Here is a 21,549-nt window from a genome sequence, read left to right as displayed (position 1 = left end):
TGTATACAACTAACACACCACAGCGTGTTTTTAGAATATCAGCATGTTGATTTAGCAAGCATGCGTAAGGGGTGCGACACTAACAGCTAATGGGCATGCTGACAATCTACTTCAACAGGAACACCCCATTTGTTTTATTTAACGCCGCGCTAATATCTGTTTTCATTGACCGACCAAAATCAAACTTTCGTCATATCAACGTTATCTTTTTACAAACTTAAGCAATACGTATTCATTAGGACCCAACAAATAGCGCTTAAAATGAATAATAAATCAAAAAAAACCTCTATAATCAATAAATATGTTGCAAAAATGAGAATTAGGAACACAATCCACAAAAAACACCACTCAATTTGAATGATGTATGAGTTGTCCCCGATGAAAAAGAATGGTTTTACGTTAATAGAACTTGTCGTTGTTATTGTTATTCTTGGTATTTTAGCAGTGGTCGCTGCGCCTAAATTTATGAACCTACAAAATGATGCCAGAGATGCATCATTAAGAGGGCTTGAAGGATCATTAAAATCCGCATTTGGCACAACGTATTCTAAACTTGCCGTTGCAGGGCTAGAGAATGAGCCTTACGTTGCAACAAGAAATAAAGGTAGCTATGACGGTACGGGAGTTTACGGCGCAGATCTAAAAATTCCTGGCTGTTCGAGTAAACCCGGTCATGACTGTGTATTTGCTTATGGCTATCCACTTAATGATAGCGGCACATTAAAGAACTTAATTGATAATTTTATTACTGATTGGCGTATCACCAATCATGCAGGCGAGAACAGAATCACATTTAAACAATTTGCTGAACAAGCAAAGAACGATGACGGTGACTTCATCGGTTATAAGATGAATCGTGATAACTGTTACCTAACCTATACTCCTGCATCATCAACAGCCTCAGGTTATAAGTTAACGTTTACTTCTTGTAAGTAGCCCAAACATAAAAATGCCGAGCATATTGCTCGGCATTTTTTTATCTAACAGCTACATCTTATTGTTTAGTAAGTTCCGCTGCACCTTTACCTTGTTCTTTAATTTCACCGTTTTTCAAACGTAGTAGGTAATCTTTCAAATCACGTTTAACTTCTGGTGCCATGATGTATAGACCAACAATATTAACCAGTGCCATTGAGAAGATCATAGCATCAGAGAAGTCGATAACAGGGCCTAAGTTCATTGATGCACCGATAACAACGAAAGTACAGAACATCAGTTTAAACGCCATCTCCGCTTTCTTACTTTCACCGAATAGGTAAGTCCACGCTTTAAGACCATAGTAAGACCAAGAGATCATTGTAGAGAAAGCAAAGAGAACAACCGCGACAGCAAGTACCAATGGGAACCAAGAGATTGAGCTACCAAATGCTGCTGAAGTTAATTCAACGCCTGCAAGTCCTGAACCTAATTGACCGGTAATAATGATAACTAGTGCAGTCATGGTACAAATCACAACCGTATCGATAAACGGTTCTAACAGTGATACATAACCTTCAGAAATTAGCTCTTTCGTTTTTACGGCTGAGTGAGCAATCGCAGCTGAACCCACACCTGCTTCATTCGAGAACGCTGCACGTTTAAAGCCTTGGATTAACACACCAATCACACCACCAGTAATACCTTCGCCAGTAAATGCACCATTAATAATTTGAGCAAATGCATCATCAATCAGATTGTAGTTCATCAGTAGGATAACTAATGCCGCACCAACATAGATAATCGCCATGAATGGAACAACTTTCGCTGTTACTTTAGCAATCGACTTAATACCACCAATGATAACGAAAGCCACCAATAGCGCGAGGATCAAGCCAAACAACCAACCTTTATCAGCAAAGAAAGATAAATCGCCACCCGTTACACCAACAACTTGCTTATACGCTTGGTTGGCTTGGAACATGTTACCGCCGCCTAACGCGCCACCAATCGCAAAGATTGAAAAGAGAACTGCAAGCGTGCGGCCTAATGCTGCATTACCGCGTTTTTCTAAACCTTGGCTTAGGTAGTACATAGGACCACCAGAGACAGTGCCATCTGGATTATAAGTACGGTACTTAACAGCAAGTGAACACTCAACAAATTTAGTCGACATGCCAAGTAAACCAGCAAGGATCATCCAGAACGTTGCACCGGCACCACCAATTGTTACAGCAACAGCAACACCTGCAATATTACCTAAACCAACAGTACCTGAAAGCGCTGTTGATAAAGCCTGAAATGGCGTGACATCCCCACTGTCTTTAGGATCAGCATAATCTCCTTTAACAATTTTAACGGCGTGTTTAAAACCACGAATATTGATAAAGCCCATGTAAGCGGTAAAAAATACAGCAGCTACAACAAGCCAAAGTACAATCCACGGCGCTTGAACATCAGTAAAAGGAAGAGGAATAGAAGAGAAAATCATTCCAACAAAAGGGTTAACAATCGGGGCAACAACTTCATTAATCTTCTCATCGAGAGAGCTAGCAAAGGTGCTACCTGATACGCCAAGCATGGCAGCTGTCATTAAAAATTTATTCATACAACATCCTTGTTTGAATGTTCAACATTCACATTTATAGTTTTACATTGTGTTTACACTTTTAACATAGCAACATCCTAAATTTGAATAAAGCCCCTATCATAAAGGCATGAAACAAGCATTTCATATAACAAAAATAACAATCAACTTACTTACCAACAATGACAGGGAAATAAAAAACATTTAAAAACAGTAGGATGAAAATAAAAAATCAGCCACTGCGGCTATTTTAAGAATGGGAGTTAAACAAAAAGATGAGAATAAGAATTATATAAATCGCATATCTCTTACAAAAAAAGCGCGAATTATGGGGAGTATCTTACACAGATTAGTATTTTTATCTGCATAAATGAGATGACTATCGGATAAAGGAAAGAGTAACAGCACAAAATAAAGAATAAAAAATCAATACTCATGAATAAAAAAGCGATGAGCTTACTTAACTAGCCTTAATATTAAGAATATTCACTGTGAAATAATATTCTTAATATTAACGGACAACCTCTTTTTAAATAAGAATAATCAGCCGAAATAAAAAACAAATACAACAGATTAAACTGAAACAGCAAGTAGTGGAATACCGATCCAAAGTACGGATGCAAAAATTAAGAAAAAGAAATAAGTAAACTTAAATGACATGGCTTATACCTCAACACAATCTAATGTGAGGTATTTTATACTTTATTACGATTTTCGCATGTTCAAAAAATCAGTGGTTAGTTTTCAATTTTAATAAACAAAGTAAAGCATAAAGCGCTTGATATAATAACATTTGAGGAATATTATTTTTTTATGGCATTACGATTAAGTACATCTCTCTCCCTTCTTTGTTGGTGGCGCTCTTACTAGAGCGGCGCTGAACTAACATACCTTATTTTTATGTTCATACGCTGCCGGAAGGTTTGCAATGAACAATTATTATCTTGTTTGAGTCCTCTTCGGTAGCAACTATTAGTTTCTGGAGAATACTATGACAACATCAATTCAAAGCACTAATGTGATTCTTACAGGCGATCGCGCAACAGGTCCACTTCACCTTGGTCACTATGTGGGTTCCCTTCAGCAACGAATTCAACTACAGCATCAGTATCAACAAACCATTCTTGTTGCTGATATGCAGGGCTTACTGATAATGGGCATAGCCCACAGAAAGTCGCTTCTAATATTTTAAACGTGGTCGCAGATTACCTTGCTATAGGTATCGATCCCAACTTAACCACCATTTGTTTGCAGTCATCACTACCAGCATTGGCTGAGCTGACCATGTACTATTCAAACTTGGTCTCGATTTCTCGTCTTGAACGTAACCCAACCGTTAAAAATGAAATTCAATCTAAAGCATTTGGCCGTTCAATCCCTGCCGGATTTTTAACTTATCCTATTTCTCAAGCGGCTGATATTACGGCATTCAAAGCTAATTTGATCCCTGTGGGTAATGATCAATTACCGATGCTAGAACAAACCAATGAAATCGTTAGGAAAGTTAACCATATTGCCGGAAAAGAGATCTTAGTGGAATGCCAAGCACTACTCAGTAATGTGGCACGCCTACCCAGTACTGACGGTAAAAACAAAATGTCTAAATCGATGGGAAATGCGATTACGTTAGGCGCAGACTACAAACAAATTAACCAAGCGGTGAAATCAATGTACACCGATCCTAACCACCTTCGCGTTGAAGATTCGGGTAACATTGAAGGTAATGTTGTCTTCACCTATCTTGATGCTTTTCACCCTGATCAAAACTATGTCGCTGAACTAAAAGAGCATTACCAACGTGGTGGTTTAGGTGATGGTACAACAAAGAAAATCTTAGAAGCGTGCTTACAAGACTTAATCACTCCTATTCGTCAACGTCGTGAAGAATACTTAAATGATAAAGCATATTTAGTTGAAGTATTGAAAAAAGGCACCGAAAAAGCCAATCAAGAAACTCAGCTCGTATTACATGATGTGAAAGGCGCATTTGGGCTTAACCTTTTCTAATGGTTTCCGATAGCTAAGTAACTTGGGTATAAAGAAAGCTATGTTTATACTGACTCGATTTTCAGATAAACATAGCCGTCCAATCACATAGTGCAGTTATATGGCAACCATCGAACTCGAACAAGATTACTACCTTCATAACTTTAAGGCTTTGCTTAAAACCGTAGAGCAGTATCATGCTTCATTATTAACTACTGATGAGAAGCACTGGTTGCAATCTTTCCACCAGCTTTCAACCGATGCGCAAATGTTACTGATCCGCTTACTATCACGTAAAGGGATCTTATTTCGTTTTAACAAGCTCAATTATGGCGAGATTAAAGATATCGACTTAGCCAAAAATACGCTTATTCATGCTCATTTTCTTAGCCAAGAGATCACCGTTCTTCACCAGCAGAAAGTTATCAGCATCAGTGATATTTTCTCACTCTATACCAAACCAGAGCTAATGCACTTATTCCCAACCTTTATTGAAAAAACAGATAAGAAAGCTGAAATACTATTAAAGTTAGAGAGCAATAATGATAGTGAATACTTGCTTAATATCATTAGCGAGCCACTTGTGATGGTGCAACAACAAACACTGCTCGAAAAGTTACTATTGCTGTTTTTTGGTAATAGCCATCAAGATCTTAGCCAATTTGTATTAAGTGATTTAGGGCTACATAAATTTGAAAATTACCGGATTGATACCAGCACGCAACTGTTCCACACCACAGAACAAGTCGACCAATGGCTGGCCCTAACCCAACTGTCTGACTCATATTGGCGTGCACATGAAACGAAAGACTACGATACTATTTCTTCCCTTGTACCGTTATTGCCAAAGGCTACTTCATGGTTGCCTCTCGAAAATAAACGCCAAAAACTTATCAATCATATTGCACGAGATTTAGAGCGAAACCATCAATATGACGCTGCACTTGCTCTCTTTCGCCAAACTGAACGTGCACCAAGCCGTGAACGACAAGCACGAATACTCATGGCACAGCAGCAATATCAAGCAGCCTATAATGTAGTGAAAAATATTCAGCATGATCCGAAAAATGAAGATGAATACGGCGTAAGTCTTAGGTTAGAGAAAAAGCTCGCAAAATCAGTAAATCAAATTTTTACGGCCCCAAAAACGTTTGCTCCAAAAGCTATACAACTGCAACTTGCAAATCCTGAACACCAAAGGGTTGAACACTGTACTGCTCGCTATTTTGAGTCCCAAGGTTGGACGGTGTTCTATCTTGAGAACCAATTTCTCAACAGCCTTTTTGGGTTAGCAATGTGGGATATTATCTTTACCCCCATCAAAGGCAGCTTTATTAATCCTTACCAATTAGCGCCACTAGATATGTTCAGTTCAGAGTTTTACCTCAAGCGAAAAGAATTAATTGATAAACGCCTACAAGCGATTGAACAAGGTCACTTTGATGGTTGGCAAACACACTTTGAGACAAAACAAGGGATCTCTAACTACTGGGTACATTGGGAGCTATTTAGTCAGCAAGCACTTACATTAGCACTAAGCCATATACCGCCTACCCAATTAGCAGTAATGTTTCGTCGATTACTAAAAGACTTACGCCACCACCGTTCAGGAATGCCAGATCTGATCATGTTTAACAACACTGGTTATCAGTGGGTAGAAGTCAAAGGACCCGGTGATAAGTTACAAGACCACCAGCTACGTTGGCTCGCTTTTTTTGACCAACATGGAATTCCCGCACATGTAGCTTATATTACATTTGCAGATCCTAACGAAGACTAAGCTAATAAATAGATGTTTTTTGCGTTAGCGTAATAAATGCCAGCCGTAAATTCGTTACCATGCTGCGATTAGCAATAACAGGTATGTTTACAATGAAAATTACTGTAAATGGCGGCTCATTTAAGGTCGCAATTGATACTGAGTACGAAGGCCTAATCGCAGAAGCAACTGCGGTGTATAACGAAACATTAGAACAAGCAAAAACACCGAATAAGGCTATACTTCGCTTTCTTCAAATCATTATTGAACACCGTGATAGTGACGACGCTATCGGCTATGCCGTATTAGGCTTGCTTGGCTGGTACAACAAAATAATTAATCCTGTTATAGATAAGGATATCGAGCTAAATCTACCCAAAATTCTACCGCATTTACTGAACCCCGCAGGTGATTTAGCCGCATCCAATCCTGCAGAAAAAACAATGTTCGCTCATTAATAATGCGTATTGTAAGTGCCTATTACTCAATAACGATAATAGGCATTATTGCTACGTTTAAAACCTTAACATTACGCTATTTGCTAACGTCATTAATCCCTGTAAGTCCTACGTCACGCTTATAAATATAAACTTTTTATCAGTAACTGTTTGTTTATGACACGCTTATAACAAACATGCTAGTATAGCGTCATTGAAAAACGGCCCACTATGTGACTCTACTATTACCTCTGTAATAGTATGATATTATTGTTAATACCTGTTTCAACTCGGTACTCGAATGAACCAATCAGAACTATTATTAAACGTTAGTACTCACGCTTTACTACACCTAGAATTCAAAAAACTAGATAAACGATTAAGCCTTGCAGAAAAAAATAATATATTGGTTCAATACCTAAAACCAATCGTTAAATCTCACCAGTATCGACTTGTAAAGAAGACGACGAAAAGCTGGCTACAAATGGGTAGAAAGCTAAATACTGATTTCGAAGCAACATTAAATCAAGAACGCGAACGTTTGCAGCAAATGAGCTCAACCGATCTCTACCAGTTTATTGCCCTTATTCAAGAGATCGAAACAGAACTGAATACTAAAGCACAGTATTCACTGGCACATGCCATTGATCTTAATGCGCGTTATGGCAAAGTCTTGGTATGTGTTGTAGACGAAGATCTAACATCAAGCTTTGATGAAGATGGCTTGATGACAAAATCAACTCAAATCCTTTTTATTGGTGATGAGAAGCTAAAAGAACGTTTTTCAGAAATCGTCGAAAAAAGTGCTGGATTCCAGTCAGTCATCGCATATGAAGATGAAAGTCACCTTAGAATTGAGCTATTCCGTTTATAAAATGAATAACCTTCAACTTCTCAGATCCAAACAATCATCAGAACTAAAATGCAGTCCTATTGCCCAAGTAAAGCGATAGGACTGTTTACAATATAAGATAAGAATTTCTATGATAACTACCTCAACTCAATGAGGCGATAAGCCCTAGTACTATCAAGCCTACCCCTACGCTACGAGTTAAATACCATCTTTCGCCTAAAAATATCACCCCCATAATAAGACCAAACACAATACTGATTTGTCTTAATGCAACAACAATGGTGACATTAGAAGTGGTTATCATCGCTTGTAGTACTAAACAATAAGTTATAGCCATGACTATCCCAGCCAAACCAGCACTATATTTCATTCTCCATGCTTGTATGATGGGTGTAATATCACATTTATAACAACAACAAATCAGGAGTGGTGGAAGCATCATTGTAAACTGTATCCCTAAATAAAAGAGCGCAGTATATTGATTAGCCAAAACAGAATCTGAAACATGAGTGGCAATGGTCAGTGCTGATTTATCAATAATAGAATATGCTGTTGTGCCAAACGCAGCAATAAATGACCAAAAGACCCCCTTATTTAGATAAGCCCCTACATCAAACTGCTTAAATCGCTGCAATGGAATAATAAGACAACCAAGCGTAATGAGAATAAAGCCAAACCACTGTGACCATACCAATGATTGACCAAGTAAAGTTGTTATAACCGCGACTATCAGTATAGGAAGAGCTCTTATCATAGGATAAATTATACCAATATCGGCATATTGATAAGCCTTGACGAGTGCCATGATATAAACGACTTGCGCTATCCCCGTTAAAATTGCGAGCCACCAGAAATTAGAAGGGAAATTCCCGATACCAATAGTAAATAAAAACCAAATAATATAAGGCAAAAGTAGTATCGACACCGTACTACTTGCAGCAATACAAAAGGCTAAACTTGAACCCTTATTTTTTTTACCTAGTAAATTCCAGCCAGCATGAAAAAATGATGAGAAAATAACAAGAACAATAGCAAAACTAGTCATGTAAGCAGGCAACTCGATATTGAATATGTATTATTGAAAACGCAGCTTAAGGATTTAGTAAGAAGCTATGTCAAACATGATTTGAATGTTTTGTTAAAATTAGAAAGAGTGAAGCATTGCTTCCAAATATTCTCTTTATGTTATTTATCCGTCAATTAAAGGGCATATTTAAATATTATTACTAGTGACTATTAGTATATAAGACTTATAAAAGATCTATTAATTTAGGTCTTTTTTTTATTTATTATTAGTTGTTAAATCTAGTTACTTTACTATTATTTACATAAGTCATTAAGGTAGAGAGAGTGAGTGTGGTGGAGGTTGTAAGGGTTAATGCAAAGGTAGTTCAGGATGATTCAGGGGTGTTTACTGAGATACCTGTATTGCTTGATAAGAATAAAGAGCCAGTAAAACCATTGGTTGAATTTGTTTTGAAGTTGAAACGTGATGGTATGAGCCAATCAACCATTAGTAATTACGTTAAGGCAACGCAACTTCTACTTGAATACATGGCTGCTAACACTAGTGGTTTTGACTCTCCACAATCCTTATTTGAGAATTTCAGTAGTCGGTTATACACAGGCACGATTGGTGATGATGGTTTAGATCCGTCGGGGTTGTATTGGTTGCCTTGCAGCAAGCAAGTTGCCCGATTACACATTAATGCCCTAAGTAAAGTGACTGACTGGTTAGCTGATAAACACGGTGCGACCTCCATGAATCCACTGGTTGAGGCTGACAGTTTGACACAACGCCTTAACTACGCTGCTTGGTTTCGTAAAAATCAACATAACTTCCTTGGTCACATCAAAGATAAGCACATTAACTCAACCGTCCGTTATGCTCGTAGCGTTCAAGGTAAACGCCCCTTGGGTAAGCAGTCACAAGATGCAATAGAGTTTCCTGAGCGTTACTTTGAAGCGTTTTACTTCGATGGTTTAGGCGGTGCTGTAGACCGTAGGGTTGCATTACGTGACCAATTGATTTTACTGCTCATGCATGGCGGGGGTTTGCGAGAGTCAGAGGCTTTACACCTGTGGCTTGAAGATGTCTTAATCGACCCGTCTAACCCTGATAGCGTAATGGTTCGTATCTATCATCCAGAGGACGGTAAAGCCCCAAATAACTGGCGTGGACGCTCAGGTAAAACAACTCGTGCTGCTTATCTTAAAGAGAAATACGCACTAAGTCCCCGCAATGATCTCATGGGTAAGAAACGTGTGGGCTGGAAAAGTCGAGTCACCGACAGCAAAGATGAATATCTGGACGTTCACTGGTTTCCGACTGTCTTTGGTGAAGTCTTTGCCAAACTTTGGCAAGACTACACTCGATTTCTGACGGGTGTTGAGCGCAATCATCCTTATGCCTTTGTGAGCTTCCACCGTGAACATACAGGCAATCCCTATACGCTTAATGCGTTCCACGATAGCTACCGTAATGGCTTAAAGCGTATTGGGCTAAAGCCGTGTAAAGACGATGGCTTATCCCCTCACTCACACCGACACAGCTACGGCAGACGGCTACGTAAAGCTGGCGTATCAGAAATTGTGATTAAGAAATGTTTACACCATGCCTCTTTAGAGTCGCAAGCGGTGTATACCACACCAACAGCAAAAGAAGTGACAAGTTGCTTAAATGCAGCAACGCAACAACTCCTAAACCCAACAGAACCCGTTGAGCAAGTCGGTACACCGAGTTGGGAAGTGTTAACCGAATATGGTTTTAACGACATTGACCCCGATGGGCTGTTCACAGGTGAAAATCCAAAATTAGGAAAGCGCAATGGCTACTAAAACGACACCTAGAAAGAAAAAGATTGATGGTCGCTCTAGTGATTTCACCTTGCAGTGGCTGGTAAATAATCACGGCAAACAATGGGAAACATGGCGGCAGTTGGCAGAAGAATGGATTAACACTCAAGATGCAGCAACGGCAAACAAACTTGATGCTTTGTGTGTGTTTCTCGACCTTTACCTCGTTGACACTGTGCCTTTTACCTCCGATGTGGCGAGCTTCTTTGAGGGTAAGGATGGCTGGCAAGCCTCAACCGATGAATTGAAACGTGTTGTGCTAGAAAAGAGTAATCGTGGTGATAATAGAAGTACATCAGTACTATTGAATCATTGCAAACACTTCATCGACTGGGTGTTAGAAGCTCATTTCAGCGAGAAAAACGATAACGGCAAAGCTATCCCCTTGTACGCCACCCCTTTTGAGCGAGTAAAGCAGAAAGGCAACTACACCGAAACTGTTCATAACCCACTGCCATATCGTTATATTTGTGATTTGCGCCATATCTTATGCCCCAAGCCAAGAGGACACTTTTCGGATTGGACGTGGGCGCAAGAGCAGACAGGACATGGACAAAAAGGTGGCGATTGGTTTGAAGTCGATGAAAGCCTGATTGATAAAAACGACCCTGATTGTGTGTGGCGCAGCAAAGAAGTTTTACGTATACCTAAAGGGGGGAAAACTGCTGTTTCCACGGTTATCCATCAAATCTGGTCGCCTGTCGTCAGCATGGTACTGCTCATTAAGCTGCATCTACCACTGCGTACCTATCAGGTGCGAATGCTCGATAGTGGTGAAGCCGATACACTTCGCTATGAAAAGGGAAAATGGATTAAAAACCCGCATGGCTTTGCCTTAAATCACTACAGCAAAGGCGTATTCCGCCAGTTTAAAGACAATGCGACAGGGCTTGAATCAACGGGCTTGTACATCAGCACAAACAAAACCGCAGACCAAAACAAGGATGAATTTGAGCGGGGTTATGAAATCCCGTGGCAAAATGAAGATGTGTTGTATTGGCTTGAAAAACTGCGTAACTGGCAAGAGAAATACAACCCAATAAGCAAGCCGACGGACTGTACTACGTTAGAGAAAAAGCACACTGGAAACCAGAAATCAAAAGCCTATTTAAGCCCAATGGGTCACAGTTGTTTTCTGTTTCGTGATGCCTCAGCAAGAAAGCAAGAAGATAGAAGTAAACCTATTCAAGATAATCCAATTCAAAAACTTTGGTACAAACTGCTCCTACAACTTGAGCAACATCTTTTAGTTTCTGGTGATACCTTATCAGACGGGGCGGCACTGCGATTAGTCCACGATTATGGTGAAGATTATAATGAGCCTAAAGTTAAAACTGAGTTTCCCTTGCATAGCCTCCGTGTCTCTCTGATTACCTGTTACATCATGGATGCAAAGTTACCCTTGCCTGTGGTATCAAAGCTGTTGGCTGGTCATTCACGCATTATTATGACGGTCTATTACACCAAGCTTACCCCTGCTGTAATGAAAGAGAAAATGACCGAAGCGGATAGACTGCTTGATGATAAATCACAAGAAAGCGTTCGCACATTCCTAAAAGATGCTGAAATGCGCCAAATCGAATGCAAAATGGCGTATAACGATGGTCAATCCGTTGAAGCAGCACTCGTTAATCGAAACCCGATGGGATGGGAAAAACGTCATATTGGTATGTGTTTAGCGGGTGGTAATACAGTTCGCTCTGATGAAACTAACACAGTTGCAGGCTGTTGGAATGGCGGTGAGTTATTAAAAGACGCAAGAGATGCAGCACAACGAGTTTATGCCTCAGTCCCTCACGGCTTTGAAAATTGTCCCCGTTGTCGTTGGTTCATTACCGATGCGCGCTATCTTCCTGAACTCAATGCTCACCTGAACTTTATGAGTTATAAATCTCACGAAGCGGCTAATTTAGCGGTCAAGTTAGAGGGCGAAATTGAGAAAATGGATGAACTCAAATACGAAGCGGAATCTGAGGGCAAGCCGTTTACTCAACATAATGAATTACAAGCACTTCAACGTCGATATGAGAAGCAATTGGTTGAAGCTGATGAATACACGAAAGATTGGATTGCGACCTTTGGTTTGATTCGTCGCATTATTGAAATCGAGCAAGGGCGCACTGAGAGCGATACCGCCAATAAACTCGTTGCGGTTGGCTCAGAAAGCGACATTAAAGTGGGCTTCATGGAAACCGAATCAGAGCTATTGCAACTTGCTTTGCTCTGTGAGGATGCCGAGTTTTACCCTGACATGCTCGATGATGTTAAGAAAACACCGACTATCGAACGTAGAACGCAGAGCCTAAGTCGATTCATGATGCGTAAGGGCTATATGCCACAACTACTCATGCTTGATAAAGACCAGCAACTTATTGCTGCCAACGCCATGATGCGCCAAATGGCTCTACAAGCCAATCCAACAGATAAATTGGATGGATATAAACAAGTCGCCAATTACCTAGAGCTAGGGCAATTTATGGCAGACAGCAAGCTACTCGAAACAGGTATTCATGCTTTAGAAAACAGCATCAATACGCCTGTAGATGGCATTTCAATTAAATCGTTGACTTCCAATGTGGTTAAAGGAGACTTCCCAAGTGCAGGTTGATATTAACGTTATTTTAAATGACCTTAAAACGGGTAAAACCAGCCGTACACAAGAATCTTTAGATAAGCTAAATGCTTTATTAGAAACTCGATTTAATGCAGGTGAAAAAGATTACTCCATTGCCACAATTGGTCGAGTATCAAAAGCCCAAGGCGGTGTTGGTACAGTTAGCATCCGTAACAAAACAGGTGAGCATTTTCGTTTATTGATTGATGCATGGGCGACCAAAGCCAATACCACAATGAAAAAGCCGCCTTTGCCTCAGTCCAGAAAACTCGATACACCGTCTGATATGGACTTGTTAAAGCGATTAGATGACCCTGCTATGAGAGCTGTCTTTGGTCAAATCATTGCCGAAAAAAATAAGCTAAAAGCTGAAAACCGTATCCTTAAACAAAATGCGGAAGTCGTTGTAGATATGCGCCCCAATCAATTCACCCATGCTGAACAGGTTCATCAAGACGTTGAAGTGTTACCATCGTTAGATGGTGTCCTACTGCAAGGTGACATTGAGGCTTTGGAAGATGCCATCAACGAAGACAAAATGGCACAGCGAGGTTGGACAGTATCCAAATATGGAGCGGTCAAAGACGAAGATGGTCGTCCTCTGTTTAAGAATGGGTTCGTGTTGGCTATTCAGAAAGTTTTGGCTCAGGTATAGAGGTTGATGTAGGAAGCTTAATGCCTAGCTTCCTAACTCATAACTGTAGTGGCATAGTGAATTTGGTCACTTAGTTAGAGGTGATATCATCACTTCATACGTTAACAGGTGACACTATGACAAATCGTACAAGACGACTATTCAGCGCAGAATTCAAGCTCGAGGCTTCACAGTTAGTGATTGATCAAAATTACTCAGTGGCAGAAGCCGCCCAAGCCATGAATGTGGGTAAATCCACGATGGATAAATGGGTTCGTCAGCTTAAACAAGAACGACAAGGCAAAACGCCAAAAGCTTCGCCTATGACCCCTGAGCAAATAGAAATTCGGGAATTAAAAAAGAAGTTAGCTCGTCTTGAAGAGCATAATGAAATATTAAAAAAAGCCACGGCTCTGTTGATGTCGGACTCACTGAACAATTCTTGATGATCAAGAAACTCAAGCAGAGCTATAGCGTAAAAACATTATGCGAAGTCTTCAATGTTCATCGAAGTAGTTATAACTATTGGCTAAAGCGTCCAACAGCGATTAGGGCGGAAACAGTCAAACTTCGCAGCTTAGTTAGTGAGGCCCACGCAGCAAGCAACGCCTCTGCGGGAGCGAGGACTATTGCAGATATAGTCACAAATCAGGGTTTAAAACTGAGCCGATACCGAGCAACAAAACTCATGAGAGAGCTTGGTTTAGTCAGTTGCCAACAGCCAAAGCATCGATACAGAAAGGCTTCTCAAGAACATGTTGAGGTTCCAAATCACTTGGGCCGACAGTTTGCTGTTACCGCCCCAAATGAAGTTTGGGTTGGTGATGTTACGTATATTTGGACAGGAAATCGCTGGATGTATTTAGCGGTTGTTATTGATCTTTTTGCCCGCAAAGTGATTGGTTGGTCGATGTCTTTATCACCTGATTCCAGTCTGACAGGCAAAGCTCTTTCAATGGCTTATGAGTCGCGTGGTAAGCCGAAAGGCGTCATGTTCCACAGCGATCAAGGTAGCCACTATACAAGTCGAAAGTACCGTCAATTACTGTGGCGTTTTAAGATAAAACAGAGTTTATCTCGCCGAGGAAATTGCTGGGATAATGCACCAATGGAGCGTTTCTTTAGAAGCTTAAAGACCGAATGGGTGCCAACAGTGGGTTATCGTAGTTTTGCTGAAGCTCAACAAGAGATCATCCGCTACATTATCGGGTATTACTGTCAACTCAGGCCGCATCAATATAATGGCGGCCTAACTCCCAACGAATCAGAACGATTATATTGGGAAAACTCTAAAACCGTGGCCAATTTTAGTTGACCACTACAGACAGACTTCGCGATGGTAGGAAAACTCAATCATGAGCCAAGAGCAAATCAACAACCCATTACACGGTTTAACGTTAGAAAAAATCCTTGTACGTTTACAAGAGCATTACGGATGGGAAGGGCTGGATGCAAGAATCAAAATTAACTGTTTTTACAGCGATCCTTCTATTAAGTCGTCTTTAAAGTTTTTACGCAAAACTCAATGGGCAAGAGACAAAGTAGAAGCCTTATATATTGAGACTTTTTGTAAATAACTCGATTGGCATACGCGCTTTAACCAATACAAAAGTAAAGTATGCCTCTCCCCTCGATTCTTCGTAGTTTCCAACAACACACCATCAAAATATTTGGCTAACGGTATGATGACGACTCGCTAGAAAAAAAGCACTGCTAAAGTTTTCAGTTTGAACTACATAAGTCGACAAAATAGCAACCGATGAAAACCGTCTTTGATTGAGGTGAAGAAGTTCAACGGGAAATTCACTGAAGGGAATGACTCGAAGGCAAGTCCTCTTTCGTTGAAATTAAAACAAACCTGATAGTAGGTTTGTTTACGGCGGGATCAAAGTACATTTACTTCAGCTAACTTTTCCTATTACATTAATTTCAAGAAAAGGTGTAGAAGGTAAGTATTACTACCTAGTGCTAAAAATCTCTGCTATCGATAGAAAATCGTATTGAATAACTTTTCGAAATACTAGAATATAAAAGCACTCATCTCGAGCATCAATATAAATAAATAAATATACACCGATGGTTTATATTAAACCTAAAAACAATAATTTAGAATTCAACTATCTAATTTAACTTTATTAGTTGTTTAACTATAAAAATAGATATTAATTCAACAATCTAATATTTGGATTTAATTACTTATCAATCTCTTAATCTATTAATTTTTAACGCATTGATATTAATTCAGCAATCATTCAAAAGATAAATGATATTTTTAGGAAATCTATTGCTGCGTAATAGATTAATGAAGGTTCACTTCTATATAACCATCGAATAAAAAAGATAACTAAATTATGAATTGTAAATATAAAAAAAATTTACTGTGGCTATTGGTTTCAGCTACTTTATTAACAGGCTGTGGCGGTTCAGATTCTAACTCTAGTTCAGATACAACTACTAAAGACATTCAAGTTAGTGGGCCAATCGGCCAATCAATAAGTGGGCTAGCGTTAGGGAATAACAGCGAAGATAGTAAAGATAATCTTCATAATTATGTCTTAGCCGTTCTAGACAATAAACATACATCCAACGAAGAAAATAAATCAAGGTTTGCCTTGTTACATATAGATAAAAATGACCAACCGATTGTTGAAGAGATGGATAATGCACAACAGGTTGAATGGAATGGTAACACTATAGGAAATGACCTTGAATCTATCTGTAAATTAAATAACGACTATTATTTAGCCGCTGAAAGTGGTTATTTCCATGACAAGAACACCGATAATTACCTTTATGGTCGCATTTTCCTTATCCACCGAAGTGCATCATTAGATCCTGATGGATTAATAAATGGTATTTTAGAAATTACAAAAGTTTATAATATCGCTAATAATCCAAAAGACTTTGCAAATGTTAATTTTGAAGGCCTAGCTTGTGCAAAAGCTAATGATGGGACTGACAACTATAATATCCTGCTAGGAGATAGAGAGTCAGGAAAGTTATACTGGGATAGCATAAACTCTAACGACTTTACAGCCCCTGATTCCGAGACGCTAGAATTAAAACAAGTTGGTGAAATTAAAGCTCCTCAAGATTGGAGAACCAATCGTAATATTTCAGATCTTTTCTATAGTACTCAAGATCATCTTCTTTATGGCGCCGCTTCCTTTGATAATAAGACAACCGTTCATCGCTCAACATTATATCGAAGTAGCAAAGCCTTTAAACTTGAGAGTACACCATTTATGGAAGCACTTGGACCTGACAGTAAGGTTAATATTGATAAGATTGCTGATTTCAAAGAAGATAAAATTGAAGGAATAACAGGTTACGGCATACAGAAAGGAATGTTTTTTGGTTCAGATAATGATAATAATAACAATACTTACGGCTATAAATTGCACTCACATATAACGAAATAACCCAGTCTTAAATCGTTTATAGTCTTATATCAAATTAGAGCCCTTTAAACGCTCTACTCGGTATACATGCAATACCTACCTCTCTCAAGACCTATTTTTTGGGAGAGGATTTAACTTAGGCTCAGCAATACTACTCATAGTAAATAATATAAAGTCAAATTAACACTCCGATAGTAAAAGCCGTATTTTTAAAGGCAGCTTATCCTCGCCTTATACAATAACCTAATAACACTCCCCTTTAATCATCTGATAAAGATCGTCGTCCCAATTCAAAAGATTTTACCAAACGACTAACGCAATAAATAAATCTAGGGTAAAGCAAAGTAATTACAATCTAAAAGTATGCATACTTATGATTATTACAATGTCTCTATATGTGATTCTTGTCACTTTGAAAACTTAATGTAAACGTTACCATTACACTCAATGATTGAGCATGTGATCGCTGTATCGATGTCAAAAGATCAAATCTAAGACAGAGACGACTCTCATGTTAAGTCTAAAAAAATAAAATTATGAATATGATAAAAGTGCTTAAACAGTTTCAAGCAGTAAACTAAAGGGGCCATTCATTGGAAGGGATTACCTACTTTACTTTTTGAATCTGTTTCAGCCAAATATCCAATAAAGGGACTCAATGATGGCGACAGTAATAACAGAAGAGCGATCCAATGGAACGCTTTCTTTAGAAAAAAGTGACCTCAATAAAAATGTCTTTATTGCCTGTCTTATTGCGGCATTAGCGGGCTTATTATTTGGCCTAGACATTGGTGTGATTTCTGGCGCGTTGCCTTTTATTGCTAAAGAATTCGGTTTAGCGACACACACACAAGAGTGGGTTGTTAGTTCAATGATGTTTGGAGCCGCTTTTGGTGCGATTGGCTCTGGACCGCTATCAAACAAGTTTGGTCGTAAATATAGCTTAGTTGTTGCTTCAATATTATTTACGATAGGTTCTTTGGGCTGTGCATTAGCGAATAACACTGAAATATTAATTATATTTCGTATTTTCCTCGGACTAGCTGTAGGCGTTGCTTCATTCACTGCCCCATTATATTTGTCTGAAATTGCGCCACAAAAACTGCGTGGTAGCTTAATCTCCATGTATCAATTGATGATTACTATTGGTATCGTCGTTGCCTTTTTGTCTGATACCGCTTTTAGCTATGAGGGACAATGGCGCTGGATGTTAGGTGTGATTACAGTACCAGCTTTAATTTTATTAATTGGCGTACTTATGCTACCTCGAAGCCCACGTTGGTTAGCTTTAAAAGGGCGTCATACTGAAGCAAAGGAAGTGCTTGAATTATTGCGTGGTAGTGATGAGACTGCAAAACATGAACTCGACGCTATTCGTGAAAGTTTAAAGGTAAAACAAAGTGGCTGGTCATTATTTAAAACCAATCGTAATTGTCGCCGAGCTGTTTATTTAGGTGTCACATTGCAGGTAATGCAACAGTTTACTGGTATGAACGTAATTATGTATTACGCACCAAAAATCTTCAAGATTGCCGGCTTTGCAAGTACTGAACAACAAATGTGGGGAACTGTGATCGTAGGTTTAGTGAATGTATTTGCGACCTTTATTGCGATAGGTTTAGTTGATAAGTTAGGTCGTAAACCAATTTTGAAACTTGGCTTTTTAGTCATGTCTGCGAGTATGGCTACATTAGGTTTTCTTTTAAACCAAGGAGTAACAACATCTTTCGAACAATATTTCGCAGCCTTCGTTTTACTTATCTTTATCGTTGGTTTTGCAATGAGTGCAGGTCCGCTTATTTGGGTATTATGCTCTGAAATTCAGCCACTGAAAGCACGTGACTTTGGCATAACTGTGAGTACTGCAACTAACTGGATTGCAAACATGATTGTTGGCGCTACTTTCCTTACTTTCTTACAGGTACTCGGAAATTCGCAAACGTTCTGGCTTTATGCTGTGCTTAATATAATCTTCCTTTTTGTTACCCTTATCTTAATCCCTGAAACAAAAGGGATTAGTCTGGAGAAGATTGAGCAAAACCTAATGACTGGTGTACCTTTGTCTAAACTTGGAAAAAAATAATACGTCCAATGTAGAAACAGAAAAGAAAAGCTCGCGATTATCTTTTCTGTTTCTTTTTAAGACGATAAAAATACAGTTTTATTTTACTTCTACACTTTTCAAATAAGCCAAGATTTCATCTTTAAGCAATAGTTTTTCTTTTTTAAGCTTATCAATAATATCTTCGTCGTAACCGTCTTTCGCTGTCATCTTTTCAATTTCAGCATTAAGCTCGCTGTGTTTATCGTATAGACGATCAAAAGCAACTTCTTTACCTTTTAAAGAATCGATTAATTCTTTGTATTCTGGAAACATCGTAACTCTCCTCAAAAATAGCTTATGTCTTAGTTATACGCCTTCTATCTAATTAAATTAAGACAAAAATCACGCTTTTTCTGCTCTATTTATGAAAAACAATATTACTATTTCAAGCCATTGAATATGGCTTGAAATAGGCGCAAGGCGTCTTAACTACAAATTTCAGCGAGGGTTTTTAAGCGGCGTTCAGGTTGAGAAACAAACGGATTTTTCTGATCCCATGCATAACCTGCCAAAATCGAGCACACCATTTGTTTTATTTTAGGATCGGGATCGGTATAGAAAATCACTTTTTGCAATTCACCAGAGTACCAACCTTCTACATAGGTACGGAAGGTATTTACGCCTATCATTAATTTATCGGCATATTCTTGCTGCCAATTAACGTCATTGCCTGCTAATTGCTTCAATAAGGCGCTAACGACCAAATCTGCCGATTGCATTGCAATGGTCACGCCTGATGAAAACACAGGGTCTAAAAACTCCCCCGCATTGCCTAATAACGCATAGTTATTCGTCGCTAGGTGTTTTACATTGGCAGAATAACCGCCAATTTGCGCAGCAGGATTCGCGTATTCTGCTTTGCTGAGCAGCTTATTTAATGTTGGCTCTTGCGCCACAATTTGCTGCAGTGCTGTTTTTTCATCAGCATCGTATTGGGCTAAAAATTCAGGCTCTGCCACCACACCTAGTGAGCAAGTACCATTGCTAAACGGAATAAGCCAAAACCACACATCTTCATTGGTTGGATGTACGGAAATTAGAATCTTTTCACGATCATGCTCAACACCACTGTCTTCAATATGATCCACCACATGGGTGAAAATAGCATGACGCACAGGTAAACAAGACGGCAACTCTAAATCGAGTAAACGCGGTAATACACGTCCAAAACCACTGGCATCTAAAATAAAGTCTGCTTCTAACTCGTAGGTTTGCCCTACTAACTCATCATGAACCGTAATAACTGAGCTAGTGTCACTACATTCAATTGCGTCTACGCTGTGTTGATAGCGAATCTCAACCCCTTGCTTGGACGCTTCATCGGCTAAGACTTTATCAAAGTTACCACGTTGTACTTGGTAAGTCGTACCAGTACCTGCTGTAAATTTATCGCGAAAATCAAACGCTGTGTAGATATCGCGACGACGAAATGCGGCACCATTTTTATATTGAAAATCAGCGCCTATTACTGCATCGAGCATATTGGCTTTTTTGATCACTTCCATACAGGCAGGTAATAAGCTTTCGCCGATAGAAAAACGAGGAAAAGTGTTTTTCTCTAAGACAACAACATCAATATTATTTTGATTTAACAAGGCTGCTGCAACAGAGCCTGATGGGCCTGCGCCAATAATCGCAACTTGGGTACGTTGTCTACTGTTCAACATCTTTTCCTTTAGTTTACGCCATAAGTGTCTTACCTAACAGGAGTGAGATAAGAAGCAACGATCTGTTTGGATATATTATCAGCGCAGAGTTTAACAAAGTTATTTCTTAACACCATACAAAGGGGATAGCTTTATTTTAAAAAGCAGCAATTAGAGGTACTGTTTTTTCTAAGGATAGATCTCATTTTTGTTTTAAGGCTTACACTTAATAATGTGTCATGACAAATCAGGAAGATCCCCATGAATTCTTTTTTGCTTCTGACCCTATTACTACTTCCTTTTATATCTGGTTGTGCAAACCAAGCATTTTTCTCACCATCAAATAATGATAAGCCAGGTAAAGAGGTCGTTTGGCTTGATTCGCTCTCTGGCAATAAAATTGCTTATCGCTATTATCATCCAACTATTTCTTCTATATCGTCAGCCGATCCTCGCGGCACTGTGGTTCACTTTCATGGCAACAGTGGACAAATGGAGCAAACCCAAGAAAAAGTCGCATGGCTGACAGATTATGGTTTTAACGTTATCACTTTCGACTATTCAGGCTTTGGTCACTCAACAGGAAAGGCAACAGATAAAGATGCATACCTTGATGCTATTTCTATCCTCAATTACATCAATCAATATAACCACCAGCCGTTATTTGTTGTCGCCACCTCTACTGGCAGTAATATCTTTTTACGGGCTTGGGCTGATAATCCCATTGAAATTGACGGTATTATTCTCGACTCCCCC

16 protein-coding genes and 1 pseudogene are annotated in these 21,549 nt (G+C 39.1%); 13 read left to right on the top strand and 4 right to left on the bottom strand.

What is annotated here, in order from left to right; all coding sequences use genetic code 11:
* Positions 1-378 precede the first annotated feature (378 nt).
* Positions 379-936: a type II secretion system protein gene (locus SKA34_RS23830; protein ID WP_006644424.1), complete on the top strand. Its 558-nt coding sequence runs from the start codon at positions 379-381 to the stop codon at positions 934-936.
* A gap of 58 nt (positions 937-994) precedes the next feature.
* On the opposite strand, the gene SKA34_RS05010 is transcribed toward SKA34_RS23830, so the two are convergent.
* Complete coding sequence (locus tag SKA34_RS05010; protein WP_006644423.1) at positions 995-2,524, bottom strand: sodium:alanine symporter family protein; 1,530 nt, start codon at positions 2,522-2,524, stop codon at positions 995-997.
* A 970-nt stretch (positions 2,525-3,494) separates the two neighbouring features.
* Between SKA34_RS05010 and trpS the strand changes: the two are divergent.
* The 4 genes and pseudogenes from trpS (at position 3,495) to SKA34_RS04990 (ending at position 7,559) form a co-directional block, all read left to right on the top strand.
* Positions 3,495-4,510, top strand: a pseudogene (trpS, locus tag SKA34_RS05005) (tryptophan--tRNA ligase).
* Positions 4,511-4,610: 100 nt separating this feature from the next.
* The gene (locus SKA34_RS05000) at positions 4,611-6,269 is read left to right on the top strand and encodes a VRR-NUC domain-containing protein (RefSeq protein ID WP_006644420.1); all 1,659 of its coding nucleotides are present in this window, start codon (positions 4,611-4,613) and stop codon (positions 6,267-6,269) included.
* Positions 6,270-6,361: 92 nt separating this feature from the next.
* Positions 6,362-6,706, top strand: a complete 345-nt coding sequence (locus SKA34_RS04995) for a hypothetical protein (RefSeq protein WP_006644419.1) — start codon at positions 6,362-6,364, stop codon at positions 6,704-6,706.
* Between the two features lie 280 nt (positions 6,707-6,986).
* A complete protein-coding gene (locus SKA34_RS04990; RefSeq protein WP_006644418.1) occupies positions 6,987-7,559 on the top strand; it encodes a DUF2913 family protein in 573 nt (190 codons plus the stop codon).
* 121 nt (positions 7,560-7,680) lie between these two features.
* On the opposite strand, the gene SKA34_RS04985 is transcribed toward SKA34_RS04990, so the two are convergent.
* A complete protein-coding gene (locus tag SKA34_RS04985) occupies positions 7,681-8,583 on the bottom strand; it encodes an EamA family transporter (RefSeq protein ID WP_006644417.1) in 903 nt (300 codons plus the stop codon).
* A gap of 305 nt (positions 8,584-8,888) precedes the next feature.
* Between SKA34_RS04985 and gmtY the strand changes: the two genes are divergently transcribed.
* The 7 genes from gmtY to SKA34_RS04945 all read left to right on the top strand — a co-directional run bounded on the left by gmtY (position 8,889) and on the right by SKA34_RS04945 (position 19,126).
* Positions 8,889-10,376: a gamma-mobile-trio recombinase GmtY gene (gmtY, locus tag SKA34_RS04980; protein ID WP_006644416.1), complete on the top strand. Its 1,488-nt coding sequence runs from the start codon at positions 8,889-8,891 to the stop codon at positions 10,374-10,376.
* Entirely contained in the window at positions 10,366-13,002 is a 2,637-nt protein-coding gene (locus SKA34_RS04975) for an integrase family protein (RefSeq protein WP_006644415.1), read from the top strand. The genes gmtY and SKA34_RS04975 overlap by 11 nt, the downstream gene beginning before the upstream one ends.
* Positions 12,992-13,663, top strand: coding sequence for a gamma-mobile-trio protein GmtX (gene gmtX / locus SKA34_RS04970; RefSeq protein WP_006644414.1), 672 nt, complete (start codon positions 12,992-12,994; stop codon positions 13,661-13,663). The genes SKA34_RS04975 and gmtX overlap by 11 nt, the downstream gene beginning before the upstream one ends.
* A gap of 116 nt (positions 13,664-13,779) precedes the next feature.
* A protein-coding gene (locus SKA34_RS04960; protein WP_086004105.1) for an IS3 family transposase occupies positions 13,780-14,957 on the top strand; the annotation gives its coding sequence in 2 pieces (ribosomal slippage) (positions 13,780-14,038 and positions 14,038-14,957; 1,179 coding nt in all).
* 40 nt (positions 14,958-14,997) lie between these two features.
* Positions 14,998-15,219 (top strand): VF530 family DNA-binding protein, encoded by a 222-nt coding sequence (locus tag SKA34_RS04955; RefSeq protein WP_005366553.1) that lies wholly within the window; start codon positions 14,998-15,000, stop codon positions 15,217-15,219.
* 774 nt (positions 15,220-15,993) lie between these two features.
* The gene (locus tag SKA34_RS04950) at positions 15,994-17,064 is read left to right on the top strand and encodes a hypothetical protein (RefSeq protein ID WP_006644413.1); all 1,071 of its coding nucleotides are present in this window, start codon (positions 15,994-15,996) and stop codon (positions 17,062-17,064) included.
* A gap of 637 nt (positions 17,065-17,701) precedes the next feature.
* Positions 17,702-19,126, top strand: a complete 1,425-nt coding sequence (locus SKA34_RS04945; protein WP_304412099.1) for a sugar porter family MFS transporter — start codon at positions 17,702-17,704, stop codon at positions 19,124-19,126.
* Positions 19,127-19,204: 78 nt separating this feature from the next.
* On the opposite strand, the gene SKA34_RS04940 is transcribed toward SKA34_RS04945, so the two are convergent.
* Both SKA34_RS04940 and SKA34_RS04935 read right to left on the bottom strand, forming a co-directional pair.
* Entirely contained in the window at positions 19,205-19,420 is a 216-nt protein-coding gene (locus SKA34_RS04940) for a YdcH family protein (RefSeq protein ID WP_006644411.1), read from the bottom strand.
* A gap of 152 nt (positions 19,421-19,572) precedes the next feature.
* Positions 19,573-20,814: an NAD(P)/FAD-dependent oxidoreductase gene (locus SKA34_RS04935; RefSeq protein WP_006644410.1), complete on the bottom strand. Its 1,242-nt coding sequence runs from the start codon at positions 20,812-20,814 to the stop codon at positions 19,573-19,575.
* Between the two features lie 240 nt (positions 20,815-21,054).
* Between SKA34_RS04935 and SKA34_RS04930 the strand changes: the two genes are divergently transcribed.
* Positions 21,055-21,549: alpha/beta hydrolase (locus SKA34_RS04930; protein ID WP_006644409.1), on the top strand; the 495-nt coding region annotated here is incomplete at its 3' end.

This window comes from Photobacterium sp. SKA34 (assembly GCF_000153325.1).
In the GTDB taxonomy this organism is placed as follows: Bacteria; Pseudomonadota; Gammaproteobacteria; order Enterobacterales; family Vibrionaceae; genus Photobacterium.
Note: the sequence above shows the minus strand (reverse complement) of the source record. Positions and strands in the feature narration are given on the sequence as shown.